Annotated in this window: 11 protein-coding genes; 5 read left to right on the forward strand and 6 right to left on the reverse strand. The window is 52.2% G+C overall.

Annotated features, from left to right (window positions below; genetic code table 11):
• The first annotated feature begins 2 nt into the window (after positions 1–2).
• From LX87_RS06870 to LX87_RS06890, 5 genes are all read left to right on the forward strand, one after another.
• A complete protein-coding gene (locus LX87_RS06870; protein WP_111627377.1) occupies positions 3–1040 on the forward strand; it encodes a hemin-degrading factor in 1038 nt (345 codons plus the stop codon).
• Positions 1041–1167: 127 nt separating this feature from the next.
• The gene (locus tag LX87_RS06875; RefSeq protein ID WP_111627378.1) at positions 1168–1395 is read left to right on the forward strand and encodes a hypothetical protein; all 228 of its coding nucleotides are present in this window, start codon (positions 1168–1170) and stop codon (positions 1393–1395) included.
• Between the two features lie 25 nt (positions 1396–1420).
• Positions 1421–2026: an HmuY family protein gene (locus LX87_RS06880; RefSeq protein WP_111627379.1), complete on the forward strand. Its 606-nt coding sequence runs from the start codon at positions 1421–1423 to the stop codon at positions 2024–2026.
• Positions 2027–2048: 22 nt separating this feature from the next.
• Positions 2049–2405, forward strand: coding sequence for a DUF6686 family protein (locus LX87_RS06885; RefSeq protein ID WP_111627380.1), 357 nt, complete (start codon positions 2049–2051; stop codon positions 2403–2405).
• A 250-nt stretch (positions 2406–2655) separates the two neighbouring features.
• Complete coding sequence (locus LX87_RS06890; protein WP_111627381.1) at positions 2656–3807, forward strand: hypothetical protein; 1152 nt, start codon at positions 2656–2658, stop codon at positions 3805–3807.
• A 55-nt stretch (positions 3808–3862) separates the two neighbouring features.
• Here the strand turns inward: LX87_RS06890 and LX87_RS06895 are convergent, their stop codons facing one another.
• The 6 genes from LX87_RS06895 to LX87_RS06920 all read right to left on the reverse strand — a co-directional run bounded on the left by LX87_RS06895 (position 3863) and on the right by LX87_RS06920 (position 13358).
• Complete coding sequence (locus LX87_RS06895; protein WP_111627382.1) at positions 3863–5257, reverse strand: HmuY family protein; 1395 nt, start codon at positions 5255–5257, stop codon at positions 3863–3865.
• Positions 5258–5299: 42 nt separating this feature from the next.
• Positions 5300–7573 (reverse strand): TonB-dependent receptor, encoded by a 2274-nt coding sequence (locus LX87_RS06900; protein ID WP_111627383.1) that lies wholly within the window; start codon positions 7571–7573, stop codon positions 5300–5302.
• A 223-nt stretch (positions 7574–7796) separates the two neighbouring features.
• Entirely contained in the window at positions 7797–9128 is a 1332-nt protein-coding gene (locus tag LX87_RS06905; RefSeq protein ID WP_170139315.1) for an agmatine deiminase family protein, read from the reverse strand.
• Between the two features lie 163 nt (positions 9129–9291).
• Entirely contained in the window at positions 9292–10578 is a 1287-nt protein-coding gene (locus LX87_RS06910; protein ID WP_111627385.1) for a sensor histidine kinase, read from the reverse strand.
• A 119-nt stretch (positions 10579–10697) separates the two neighbouring features.
• On the reverse strand, positions 10698–12083 hold the full coding sequence (locus tag LX87_RS06915) for a sigma-54-dependent transcriptional regulator (protein ID WP_111627386.1): 1386 nt from the start codon (positions 12081–12083) through the stop codon (positions 10698–10700).
• Between the two features lie 120 nt (positions 12084–12203).
• On the reverse strand, positions 12204–13358 hold the full coding sequence (locus tag LX87_RS06920; protein WP_111627387.1) for an ABC transporter permease: 1155 nt from the start codon (positions 13356–13358) through the stop codon (positions 12204–12206).
• Positions 13359–13362: the final 4 nt, after the last annotated feature.

Here is a 13362-nt window from a genome sequence, read left to right on the forward strand (position 1 = left end):
CAATGACAACCACTGTTCTCGATCTAAAAAAACAATATGAGGCTTTCAGGGCCGAAAATCCGAAGGTTCGCATCCGCGATGCAGCTCAGCAACTAGGCGTGAGCGAAGCCGAACTGCTGGCCACGGGTGTTGGCGAAACCGTTACCCAACTGGAAGGCGATTTTCGGGAACTGCTGAAAGAGATTCCGACGCTCGGGTACGTAATGGCCCTGACCCGCAACGAAAGCGTGGTTCACGAGCGCAAAGGGGAGTACAAAGATGTTTCGTTCAACGGCCATGTGGGGCTGGTGCTGGGCGAAGACATTGACCTGCGGTTATTTATGAGCAGTTGGAAGTTTGGTTTTGCCGTTCACGAAAACGACCGGAAGAGCCTTCAGTTTTTTGCCGCCGACGGCGAAGCTGTTCATAAAATTTACCTGACCGACAAAAGCAATGAATCGGCCTACGACGCCATCGTTGCCAGCTACCGGGCGGCAAAGCAGGATGGCGTGCTCGACATCGAGCCGAAGCCGGAAGCACCGGTGACGACGCCGGATTCTGAGATCGACGTGGCGGCTTTTCAGCAGGCCTGGCTGGATCTGAAAGATACCCACGAATTTTTTGGAATGTTGCGGAAGTACAAAGTCTCGCGCTTGCAGGCCATGCACCTGGCGCCGGAAGGGTATGCCTTACCGACCACGATGGAAGCGGTAAAAAATGTGTTTGCCGAAGTCTCTAAAAGCGGTTTGCCCATCATGATTTTTGTCGGCAACAAGGGCTGTATTCAGATTCATACCGGTGAAGTGCGCAAGCTGGTGCCCATGGGACCGTGGTTCAACGTGCTGGACCCGCAGTTCAATATGCATTTACGCGAAGACCATGTAGCGTCGGCCTGGGTGGTGAAGAAACCGACGACCGACGGGGTGGTCACCAGCCTGGAGCTTTTTGATGCGGACGGCAATCAGATTGCCCTGATTTTTGGTAAACGGAAACCCGGAATCCCGGAAAAAACCGAATGGCGCGAGGTTGTTGCCCAGACGGCTTTAATCATAAATGAGTAATGTTCTGGTCGCTGGCTCCAGTGATACACTGGAGCCAGCAGCGAAAAGTAACGAATAAAATAGACGTAGGACAACTGGCTTTTCTGTAATAATATATGAATTGCGCTCTTGCCTGAACCTCAACACCGTGAACGTACTGGTCTTTCGAACGAACATCAACTCCGGACAACGGCTCCATAAAGCGGCCTGTCGGTTGTGCAAACTGCGGGGCATTTGCCGCTGGAGCGTCGATATGGAAGACCGGGATTGTGTATTACGGATTGAAACACCGACGGATTTGACGAATCCCTATACCGAGCAGTCCATCATCCGCTTATTAACCCGGGCCGGACTGCAATGCGAAGCATTACTATAAAACCTATTGAGCAAGCCTGTAAACCGTGAAGACATTTTCTATACTTCTAATTAGCCTGATCGCTGGCGTGTCAGTAACGTATCAGCCTGTTCGGGCACAGGCGGTAAAAGTGGAAACCGTCCACGACTTGCCCGCTGATCCGGCTAACAACGACCCGCAATCGGGCCGACCGCTGGGAGCCACCAACCGGTTTACGTTTTTCAGCCTGAAAGACGGGAAGCAGGTCCCCAACAGTGATTCGGCTACGGCCAACTGGGACATCGGCTTTCGGTCGACGACCATCATTGTCAACGGTGGCACGGGTCGGGCGGGGAAGGGGGGCGCTTACATCCACAACGGAACGTTTGAAAGCCTGACTGCCGTGCCCGAAAATGCCGCCTTCAGCGTCGATCAAAGCCTGACTCAACTGGCCATTCCGGCTGGTTCGGGTAATGGCTGGTATACGTACGGGGGCGGAGTGATTGCTCCTACGCCCGAAAAGGTACTCGTGATCCGGACCGCCGACGGAAAATACGCCAAGCTGGAAGTACTGGGCTACTACAAAGGCGGACCCGATGGGCCGGGCAGCGAAAGCCGGTATTATACCTTCCGGTATGCCTACCAGCCCGACGGTAGCCGAAAACTGGACTAACCGATTTATATCCACACCTTTTATGATCAACCGCGACACTTGTTTTATTACCCTGACCCAGAACGAACACGGCGAAATTTATCTTTGCCGGGGTTGCAAAGCCAACCTTAGTTTCCGGTTTCATAACATCTTCCAGATTATGTCGCCCGACGAGTTCAGGCAACTGTTTCTGCACGTGGAATCCATCGATATCGACGGTTTTTTTAGCCTGCCGATGCCCGATTCCAGTGGAGAACCCCGGCGGCTTTACCTCGGCACAACCGTCGAACCTCTTTATTTCTGCTTTACCCGTCCGGAGCTGGAAACGCTGCGGAGTATGTTGCATACCGCCATGACGCGGCTAAATACGCTGGAAAAAGCCTGGACGGATCTGAATTAATACCGTTTACGGGTCTGGTGGACAGCCATTGCCGGCAGCTACCGATAATACAGTAAAAGCTATAGTGAGTAGGATGGAAAAAGCAGTGTCTCTGACGCTGCTTTTTTTTATCAATAATACATCAAAACTTTGTGCAGACGAGTTAATAGAAGAAAGAGGAGGTAGACAAGCGACAACAGGCCCGTTACTGGCGTTAAATTTCGGAATGTGGCTTTCAGCGTGGGCTATCGTCTTAACAGCTAAAAAAAATATGAGTCAACTGTATGTATTCCGGCGAACGGCTTTGTTACTCACCACCGGCTTCGCCCTTGTGCTGGCGTCCTGTGCAGAACCACAGGACGAGAATCTCAAACCATCATTTTCCATTCCGTTAGTATACGATAGTGTCGGTTATCAGTTCCACAGCCAACCGTTAAAACCCTTCATTGATCAATGGGCGGTGTTGACCCAGGAAGTAAAAAATGGAAACCAGGGGGGCGTTTATGTTTCGGAAGAATCGCTGAATGCCGCCTTTACGCAGGGCCCGTTTAGTTTGCAATCGGTTACAACACCGTATTACCAGAGCCGTCTGCTGGCCCAGAACAACGGTTATTTTGCCGAGCTGTCGAAATCCAGCGGCTCTTATTTTAATCCCTTCAGCCGAAATTGGGAGGGTGGGGTTTATAACTCACTCCTGTTTGATGAATACGGTCTGGAAACGGGTCAGTTGATTGAAAAAGGTCTGTACGGCGCGACCCTCTATAACTACGCCATGTCACTGACGGAAGCCAACCTGACGCCGGCTACGGCCGATCAGCTTCTGTTTTTGTTCGGTGCCGATCCTATGTTTTACAACAGCGATAACACTACCTTCTATGCGAATGCGGACCGGCGGATAGCGGCTTATGCGGCCCAGCGCGACAATGGCAGCGGTACGGGTTTATACAGCCAGACCCGTCAGGAATTTATTAAACTGAAAGCCGCACTGAACGAAGGCGAGGATTACAATGCCTACCGCGACGAAGCACTGGCCGCCATCAAACTCAACTGGGAGAAGATCAACGCGGCAACGGTGATCCATGACCTGCATGAAGCGGTTTTACGCCTGAACTCCGGCGACCTGAATGATGCGCAGCGGTCCGAAGTGATGCACCTGATCAGCGAAGCCGCCGGATTTTTACACGGCTGGCGGACAATTGAGGGCAGACACAAGAAAATAACCGACGGTCAAATCGACGAATTGCTGGAATTGCTGAATGTGCCCTACGACCGGTCGGCCGCGGTTTATCGTTTTGTTACCAATCCGGGCGAAGAATTGCCAAAGTTGATGGAAGCCGTCGGGAAAATTCAGGGAATTTACGGGTTTACGAACGAGGAGGTTGAAAGTTTCCGCCGGAACTACGTAGCGGATCAGGGACGGTAAAATCCAAAAGCGGGCAATCACGTAACACCGATTGCCCGCTTGTGATTATACGGAATTACGCTTTCTTAACCAGTTTGTATTCAATATTCGGATAGCCTCGCAATCCGCCGTCCGATGCGGTGTAATTCAGGAATTTTAGTTTGTAAACATTTCCGGCGGCATCTTTTATGACGTAGAACCGATCCGTTCGAACGCCCGCCGGAACACCATTGGGACCGGCTGATGTCCGCCAGTTGCTGCCGATCAGGTTCCGGTCTTTCTTGAAGGGAGTAGTGGCCACGTTGCTCTCGGCGTAAGCGTCATACGCGACGGTACTGGTCAGCACCTCGGCGGCTTCAACACCGGCCAGGTGATTAATGAATACATAATCGGCATACGTATAAGGAACCGAAGCCGTTGCACTCAGAGTGGCTTTGTAAGTGGCCAGCGTCCACTCAATATCCCAGTTGGCTTTGGCCGGTTCCACCTCCGTCAGCCCTTTTTCAAAGGAAACGTAGCTGAAGTTCAGGTTAGCGTCTTTGCTGATATCCAGTGTTTTAAACGTCGTTTCGGCAATTTGGGCGTATTGTAACGTGTAGCCCGTACCTTTCCGGATGATCCGTACTTTATACCAGGGTCTGGAAGCCGCTCCGGAGGTGCCCGGGTTGATGATATACACTTTGTTTTCCGCGTCGGTGGCCGAAATGGCTTTGATGACGGTTTTGGTAAGATCACCGTCTACATCATCGACGTTTTCAAAACTGCCGGTCCCCTGGCTCAGAATCAGGACATTGCGTAATCCGGCGGTGTCGGCGGGTGTAACCTGACTCAAATCCGTCTTGGTCAGTTCCTGGGCCGTTGCGCCCGTCGTTCCGTTGATAATGACCCGGAAATCCGTACCGTTGTAGAAGCCCAGGTCCCAACTCGCGCGGGCCACCGCCTTCTGCAAGTTGTTGCTGAAATCGACAAAAACCGAGTTGACCGCCGATGCTCCGCCTTCGCCACCTTCCAGTTTCATCTGCGAACCCGCTGATACAATGGAAGAGAACTTCAGTGTCAGGGCTTTTTTCTCACCAACCAATACCGGGCTGGCTGCCGACTTGATGCTAAATCTGATCGACTCTGTACCGTTCAGAAACAGATTGGCACCTTTGGTTACTTTAAACGAACCCGTGCTGCTGCCCGCCGGAATCGTAACCGTCAGGCTGTTGTTCGTCGCAGCCGGAGCGGTGGAGAACTGCGTCCCGTAGGCAATACCGGTTGGGGCCAGATCGACCGTGATGACGGTATTGGCTTCGGCGGCCCGGGTCAGGGTTAATTTTACTTCGGTATCGGCTTTATCGGATTCAAAGCCCTGTTCAGCGGCTTCAAACTGGACCAGGTTATCAGGGAGCGGGGGATCGTCCTGCTTGCAGGCATTAAAAACGGTGGCCAAAGCCAGCATGACGAATAACGAGCGTACGTTCTTCATGGGTTGTGTATTGGATGAAAAGGATATTGGTTGAAAGAGGAATTAGTTGCTCCACTGAAAACTGAGGCCAAGGAAATACGAACGTCCGTAACTCAGCGGAACGGCCCCGCCCGTGCTATGAGCGCGCTCTACATCGCCCGAGGTGTTGGTCAGGCGGGTAACGTTGAAAAGGTTCTTCACCCCGGTATTCAGCGTGACGGATTTGACGATCGATTTATTGATCGTGAAGTCAGCCCAGTGGTAAGCCGCTGTTTCGGCTAGATGAACGGTTGTGGTGCCATCGCTGCCCGCTACCGATTCGTAAACGGGCCTTTTGCCGGTGTATTTGTAAAAGAAGCTGACCTTTGTGTCGAGTTTTTGCAGGTGATACGTGATGTTTGAGTTTACTTCGGGCGACCAGACAAACTCCGGTAAGTCTGTGTCATTCTTGGTCAGGCTGTTGTAACGACCGATATGCGAAAAACCCAGCGTTACCTGAATATTTCTGGCGTTGAGTGTATGGTTCAGCGTGCCACCCGTAGTTTTAAACCGATTGATATTCACCATCATCATAGCACCGGGATTGGCCGGATCATTGCCGTAGTCGATCAGGTTATGAAAATCGTTGTAAAAGCCGGTTACGGTAGAAGTCAGCCGGAGCGCCGGGGAGGTAATGAAACGCCAGGTCAGCGAACCGTTGAAACTGTTGGAGTATTCGGCTTTCAGATTCGGGTTACCCTTAATGGAGTGGCTGGCGTCGAAGAAATTAAAATACAGTTCCCGCAAGGCCGGAGACCGGAAACCGCGGGCGTAGGCAAAGCGGAAATCCGCGTTTTTGTGTAACGTAAGTTTGGCATTCAGCGACGGAATCACCGGAGGGGCATCGTATACCGAGTTTTTGATAAACCGTAAACCGGGCCGGATGGTCAGCACCGAAGTCGGCTTTAACTCCGAGGAGACAAAGAAGGCGTAATCATGGATGGACGGCGAACCCAAAATCCGTGCGCCCGATGCGGCATCCAGGTTAATATCAACGCCCGGCTGGAACGAAACCGTGTTTGAAAGCTTATACTGGGCCGTTGCTCGAAATACCCGGGTGTCGAACAGCGACAAATCCTGCTCACCCGCGCCCAGCGAGAGCGTCCGGCGGCCCGTGTTCAGGTCGATGTTGGTCGTCTGGGTTTTGCGGCTGTAATCGGTATACGACAAAATCGCATTAATGTGCAGGTGTTCACTGGCTTTCCAGTCGCTCTGGAGCTGGTGCGTAAACCGGTTGGTGAGGTACTTCTGATCGCGGGCCTGGTTGGTGTTGATGTTGACCGGATCCATCGCATTGATTGTTTCGTCTAACGCATCCAGCCGGTACCAGATGTTGAAGTGATCCGTTCGGTAACCCAACTTCACGTTTCCCAGCCACTGCTCTTTCGGGTGCCAGTCTTTGGCGCGGGTGGTGGAAAGGCCCTGCCAGCCGCCAAACCCGTTGTGGGTACCGCCGACGTACGCATTCCAGCCTTTCCGCTGCCAGGTGACGCCCAGGTTCTGATTATGAACGCCTTTGCCGGTCAACGGGCGGTATTCGGTATGGGCGGTTTCTTCCTGAATACGGGCCGTTACCAACAGCCGTTCGTTACCCGGTTTTTTGGTGATGACGTTAATAATTCCGGCCAGCGCATCCGTCCCGTACGAAACCGACATGGGGCCTTCGACAATCTCGACCCGCTCAATGGTATTAATATCAATCTGGTTCAGGCTTTCGCGGGTGTCACCCCGGTCGACCATCGGAACGCCGTCGAGCAGAATCTTCACATTCCGGCCCGACATTCCCATCAACTGAATGTCTGAGGTTCCCAGGACCAGATCGTTGGAAAACCGGATGCCGAGTTCGTTGTTCAGCACGCCGATCAGGTTGGTGGCGCCCCGTAACTGAATCCGTTCGCGGTCAATGGTCCGGATCTGATAAACCGACTGGCGCATGGACTGCGGTTCGTACTGGCCGGTTACAACCACATCGTCCAGTTGCCGGCTGGTTTCCCGGAGCGTGAGCGGAGGAATCGTAACGGTTTCGCCCGCCCTGACCCGTATGGGGAGCGTCTGCGTTTCCAGACCGAGTAACTGAACCACCAGCGTATAACGGCCTTCGGGGGCCTCCAAAGAGTAGGAGCCGTCCGCTTCCGAGGAAGCGCCATACCGCGTGTCTTTTAATAGTATAGTTGCTGCAATCACCGGTTTGCCATCCGCCGAATGCGTAGTTCCCCGAATTTTTCCGGTAGATACCTGCCCAAAAACCAGCGTATGAGGTAATAGAAAACAGCTAATCAAGAGGAAGAAGTGTCTCATTACAGCGCACCTTTTTATAGGTAGACTTAATAGTTATTTTTATTAAGACTGATTATAATTTAAGCAAAGGTACACTTTCATTTGAGCAATGCTAGAGCTGGATCTGGCTTTTTGAAAAAAAACTTACAGGTGGAAGCGGCCAGTGAACTAATAAAAATATTGCCCGATCAAGTGACCGGGCAATGATTGGAGCAAACTCTACTTAAAACGCTGATTTGAATTATCAATGAAGGGCGGGAACCTGCTGGGTAATGCAGTGCATACCGCCCCCGCCTACCGTGATGGCATCGGCATCAATTTGTGTTACTTTCCGGTTGGGGTATAAACGTTTGATCAGTTGTTTGAAGGCTTCGTCTTTTTGCTGTAACCCGATATCCCGCCCGGCTTTGTAAAATTTGGGAATCAGTACCACGTTATTGGTGACCACGTAATTCATATAACCGGCGGCCATGACAAACTTAACCGGGCTTCCGTCCATCGGAAAGTGCTGAAGCCCTTTCATTTCCTTTAGCGACTCGTACATGACATCACCGGGCCGCAGTTCTTCCACAATCGGGCTGGGCTCCGGCGCACGGATGATGGTGAGCGGCTTCCCATCCTGATTCGTTTCGTGGGATAAAATCTGGTAGGCATCTTCCAGTGCCTTGTAGGAGGTCAGGGTAAACGGGTTTCCACTGGCAAGCTCAGAAGCGGGTACCTCCGGAAGCAGTACGGTATGGTCGTCAATCCAAGACACCATTTCGTCGGCATGCCACACGCCAAAATTGAAATACGCCTGTCCGTTAAACAGCTTGGGTGATTCCAGAACCGGGTGGGAATCCGCTGCGGTATTTTCATTCAGGAAAATAACCTTCTTTACGTTAAACACCCGCTTCAATTCGGCTTCGATCTGCGACAGCGTTAGGGTAGGGTTACTGGCCAGCAGGGATTTCTTAACGGCAATAACCGTTCCTTTGCCGTTGAAATGCAGGTTGCCGCCTTCGGTAATCAATGTGGAGCGGAGAACACGGGCCCCCTTGGCCGCGCCTGTGCCCAACGAAACATCGTTGTCAAGCTGGTAAATGGCGTAACTGGCGTCGGGAATATAATCTTTTGTCCGATAGGCGTCGAAATCGAAATCTACGACCTGATAACCGCCTTTTTTATTCTTCATGAAGGTGCCGCCGGTATCCCGAATCCATAGGTCGCCGTGCGAAACCGTATGAAAGTGAATGGCCGTGTCAATGGCTGCCTGCGAGACGCCCCGGCTGATGAGCGCCGTTTTTAAAGCTTCCCGGTCTTCCGGCGAATTGACGGCATAATCCACTTTGGTCGTCGTGGGCAGAATTTCTTTAATCATTTCGGCCTGAACAGCGAGCATCGAAAGGCCGTTTTTGTAATCGACTGTTGGGGCCGATAACCAGATGGACGCCAACGGCTCAAATTCGGCGGGCATATAATAGGCCGCATCCGGATCGGCACCGGAGTCCGTCGGATCGACGTGGTCTTTCAGGCAACTGGATAGGGTAACTGAGAGAAGGGCAACGATGAATAGCCGAAAAGGTATCCGTTTCATGTCCATTAAATGATTTGTTGTGAGGTTTGATTGTAAGTGACCCCACAAAACTATCGGGTATGGCCACACCGGACGGATGAGCGGCTGAACAGGAGACGAAAACGGGCGGTTGCGGTCTGAAAAGACCGGCTAAACGGATAACTGAGCGAACGGTCAGCGGGCGTCACCACACAATGGTAAACGCGGTCCAGCCGTCCGGATTGGTTTTCAGCGAGAACGGAAAGCCGTGGTTCACCAGAATGTCGCGGGTCAGGGTCAGACCGATGCCCTGGCCGTCGGGTTTGGTGCTGAAGAATGGGTTGAACAGATTCGTTTCCAGATCGGGGCTGATCGGTTTGCCATTGTCACGCACGATGAGGTGGGCGCTGTCCACGACCACTTCGACAAGCTGACCCGGCGCACAGGCTTCAATCGCATTTTTGATGACGTTGACCAGCACCTGTTCCATCTGTACGGAATCGACCGGTACCCAAACCGTATCCAATTTCAGGTCATATTGCAGCGTTACCCCTTTTGCGTCGGCCTGCGGCTGCATCAATCGTCCCACGTTGCGGGCCATTTCGGTCAGGTTGGTGGGGACTTTCTGCGGCTGCGGCAGCCGGACGACATCGGCAAACCGGCGCATGAAAAGGTTCAGGCGGTCGTTGCGTTCGATGGCAATCTGGAGTGCGTGATTCACATCCTGTTGTTCGGGGGCGTCCACGTAGGTTTTCGTCACATTCAGAATGGAGTTGATGGCACCAATGGAGTTGTTTACTTCGTGGGCCATCATCCGGATTACCTTGCTGTAGGCTTTTTTCTCCGATTCCAGAATTTCGCTCGTCAGTTCTTCGATGAGCATGAAATCACGCCGGAACCCCCGGTCCATAAAGTGCGAACGTTGCACCCGGTATGTTTCAATACCGTTGCCTTTCAGGGTACGGGTTTCCTGATCGTCGAATTCCGTCAACTGATTGAGCAAGGGGTGATCAATTTCGGATAAAAACCGGCCCGTAAGCTGGTCATCCGGACGTTGGAGCAAAGCCGTAGCTTTGGGGTTGGCCGAGGCAATCCGCTGGTCAAAGTCAAAAATAAGGGTGGCAATGGGGGAGGCTTCGATGAGCTTTTCCAGAAAAAACTGCTGTTCCATTTGTTTGGTGCGTTCCTGCCGAAGCTGGTCGATCATCAGGTTATACACGTCGATGAGTCCATCGACTTCGCGGTTGCCGGTTGGCACAAACTTGATCGTAAAATCTTTATCCTTAATGGCTTCAATTCCCGCTGAAATAAACTGTGATGGCTGCCCGAAGGCCTGATAAATCTGAATGGCAATTCCCACCGAAACCAGCACCAGCACTTCTGAAACGATAAACAGCAGTTTGTTTTCCTGAAGCCATTTGAAAATTAGAAAGACCAGAGCCGCGTGAACGGCGATGATGTACAGTAGGTACTTGGTGCGCAGGGAAAGCATCTTGAACTTGGATTACACGGATTAAGGGATTAACGATGATTTAATGATTATCAGGGAGATTTTTTACTGCGGTAGCCCTCTTAGTTAATCTTTAAATCTCTGTAATCCAAGTTTTGCCTTCAGGAATCGGTGGTATACGGTATGCCATACTTCTCCAGCCGTCGGTAGAGGGCAAAGCGGGTGATACCCAGCGCCCGGGCTACTTTGGAAACCTTGTTGTTATAAAACTCCATCGCCCGCCGAATCATCTGGTATTCCAGTTCGTCAAGCGTAATGGTTCCGACTTCGGGCAGGGGGCGGAGGGGCTGGGCCGCTGGGGTTAACGGAATGTGCTTCTGAAAGTCGCCAACTTCCAGATCATCTTTCGTCGATAAAAGAACCGTGCGTTCGACAATGTTCTTCAATTGGCGGATGTTGCCCGGCAAGGCCAGCGTTTTAACCCACTTCAGGGCTGCTGAGGTTACGTTTAGTTTTGGTCGGTCGTAAATGGTTTTCAGGTTATTAACAAAGTAGTTAACCAGGGGCGGAATGTCGTCGGGCCGTTCACGCAGGGCCGGGAGCTTGACGGTAATGAGGTTGATGCGGTAAAACAAATCTTCGCGGAAGGTACCCCGGGCGACCATTTCCTCCAGGTTGCGGTTGGTGGCGCAGATCACCCGCACATCGACGGTTTTGCTTCGGCTGCTGCCCAGCGGTTCAAACGTCCGGTCCTGCAAAACCCGCAGCAGTTTCACCTGGCTCGACAGGTCCAGATCGCCGATTTCGTCCAGGAAAATGCTGCCTTTGTTAGCCAGTTCAAACCGCCCGACGCGGTCGGTTTTGGCGTCCGTGAACGCACCCCGCAGGTGCCCGAACAGCTCGCTTTCAAATAAGGTGGACGAAATACCGCCCAGATTGACCTTGACGAACGGTTTGCTCCGGCGTCGGCTGTTCTGGTGAATGGCTTCGGCAATCAGTTCCTTGCCCGTTCCGCTTTCGCCCGTAATCAAAACCGGGGCGTCGGTTGGCGCCACGCGCCCGATGGTTTCCAGAATATCGAGCAGTTTCGGATCGTCGCCGACGATGTGGCCAAACTGATAGTGCCGATCCAGTTTCTGGCGGTTTGGCGACCGGGTTTGGCTCGCTTCCGCCGATTGCTGATTCAGATTCAGCAGGGTCCGGACCGATTGCAGTACGTATTCGTTCTGCCACGGTTTGGTAATAAAATCCTTCGCGCCGGCTTTCATGCCCTGCACCGCCAGATCAATGGTTCCCCAACCCGTAATCAGAATAACCGGAACCGATGGGTAACCCGTCCGGATAACCTTCAGCAGTTTTAAGCCTTCTTCGCCGGAGGTTTCGATGGAAAAATTCATGTCCAGCAAAATCAGTTCGGGCGTTTCGGCTTCGAGTGCGTTTAGGGCCTGGGCAGGGTCGGCGGCCGTCTGCACGGTAAAGCCGTCTCGTCGCAAAAGAAGCGAGAGCGAGGTTTGAACCGCAATGTCGTCGTCGATAATCAGAAGCATGGGGGCGGGAAGATACTAAAAGTTGTTACACAGAGTGAATCAGAGAACATCAGAGTTTATCGGGGTTTCTCTGATTCGCTCTGATGATCTCCGATTTACTCTGTGTAATAACTCAAATTGTTATTCCTCATGCAGCGCCACCGCCGGTTGAATGTAAGCCGCCTGTCGGCTGGGGAAGAGGGCACAGAGCGTAACAATACCGTAAATGACCAGAACGGACACCACGATAGCCGTTACGTACACACCCGCTTCCATATTGAAGACGTTCAATAAGGGAAACTGGGCTGCGAAGAGCAGGCCGATCAGCAGCCCGAATGTGGCCAGTACCCAGATTTCGCCGATGAATTGCCGGGAAATACCGTTGCCGGTTGCGCCCAGTGCCCGGCGTAAACCGATTTCGCCCCGGCGTCTGGCAATGCTCAGGTTCAGGACGCCGAACAGGCCGAGAGCCACGTTGATGAGCAGAAACCCCGATATAATGGCGGCAATGATGATGGGGACCAGAACCAGATTATGCTGGGTTTTGCGCGAGTCCGTCAGATAATCGACCTCCACACTCCAGCCCTTCACCATCCTGGCAACATCCTTCACCACTTTAGCTTCGAACACGGCATCCGTTCCGGGCTTTACTTTGATAAGCATGGTGCTATTCCAGGCATCGTTGGCGCCCACCAATTCAAAATAGGCGGGTTTGTTGGCCATAAATTCTCCCTTTGCCTTAAAATTAGCAATGGTCCCCACTACTTTGTACTTATCACTAATCACTTTTCCCAGGGCATTTTGACCGCCAAACAGATCTTCCCTGGCTTTCTGGTTGATGACAATAGGCCGGTACTTTCCCACACTATCCGCACTCTGGTACCACTTTCCACTCACTACGGCTATCGCGAGAGTTTTTGCGAAATCTTCGTCGGTTACGTAGTGATCGGCCAGTATATGCTGTTTGTTGTACCCGATACCTTCGTTCATTTGAGTCGCCGAAAACGGAAAATTACCGCCCATCCGCGAAACGGATTCGACTTCTGAATAGGCTTTCAGGCGCTGCACGATCTGCTGTAATTTCTGGGCTACTTCCGTGGTATCCTGATTGTTGCTCAGACTAATTGCCCAAACGTTTTCATAGGAAAAGCCCAGCGGCTCGCGGTAATTCCCGACATTCACCACCAGCAGGGTGGCCAGGCCAAACAAGACCATAAATGAAGCCCAGATCTCAACGATCAGCAGTATATGGGCTTTTTTCTTGTTCCAGATGAGTTTAAAAAGATGACGGATCATGGTT

The sequence above is a fragment of the Larkinella arboricola genome (assembly GCF_003259745.1).
Taxonomy (GTDB): Bacteria; Bacteroidota; Bacteroidia; order Cytophagales; family Spirosomataceae; genus Larkinella; species Larkinella arboricola.

Bases quoted from the DNA above. Each gene is read 5' to 3' on its own strand.
- LX87_RS06870 (WP_111627377.1), top strand. From the start codon at position 3: ATGACAACCACTGTTCTCGATCTAAAAAAACAATATGAGGCTTTCAGG.
- LX87_RS06885 (WP_111627380.1), top strand. From the start codon at position 2,049: ATGATCAACCGCGACACTTGTTTTATTACCCTGACCCAGAACGAACAC.
- LX87_RS06890 (WP_111627381.1), top strand. From the start codon at position 2,656: ATGAGTCAACTGTATGTATTCCGGCGAACGGCTTTGTTACTCACCACC.
- LX87_RS06895 (WP_111627382.1), bottom strand. From the start codon at position 5,257: ATGAAGAACGTACGCTCGTTATTCGTCATGCTGGCTTTGGCCACCGTT.
- LX87_RS06900 (WP_111627383.1), bottom strand. From the start codon at position 7,573: ATGAGACACTTCTTCCTCTTGATTAGCTGTTTTCTATTACCTCATACG.
- LX87_RS06905 (WP_170139315.1), bottom strand. From the start codon at position 9,128: ATGAAACGGATACCTTTTCGGCTATTCATCGTTGCCCTTCTCTCAGTT.
- LX87_RS06910 (WP_111627385.1), bottom strand. From the start codon at position 10,578: ATGCTTTCCCTGCGCACCAAGTACCTACTGTACATCATCGCCGTTCAC.
- LX87_RS06915 (WP_111627386.1), bottom strand. From the start codon at position 12,083: ATGCTTCTGATTATCGACGACGACATTGCGGTTCAAACCTCGCTCTCG.
- LX87_RS06920 (WP_111627387.1), bottom strand. From the start codon at position 13,358: ATGATCCGTCATCTTTTTAAACTCATCTGGAACAAGAAAAAAGCCCAT.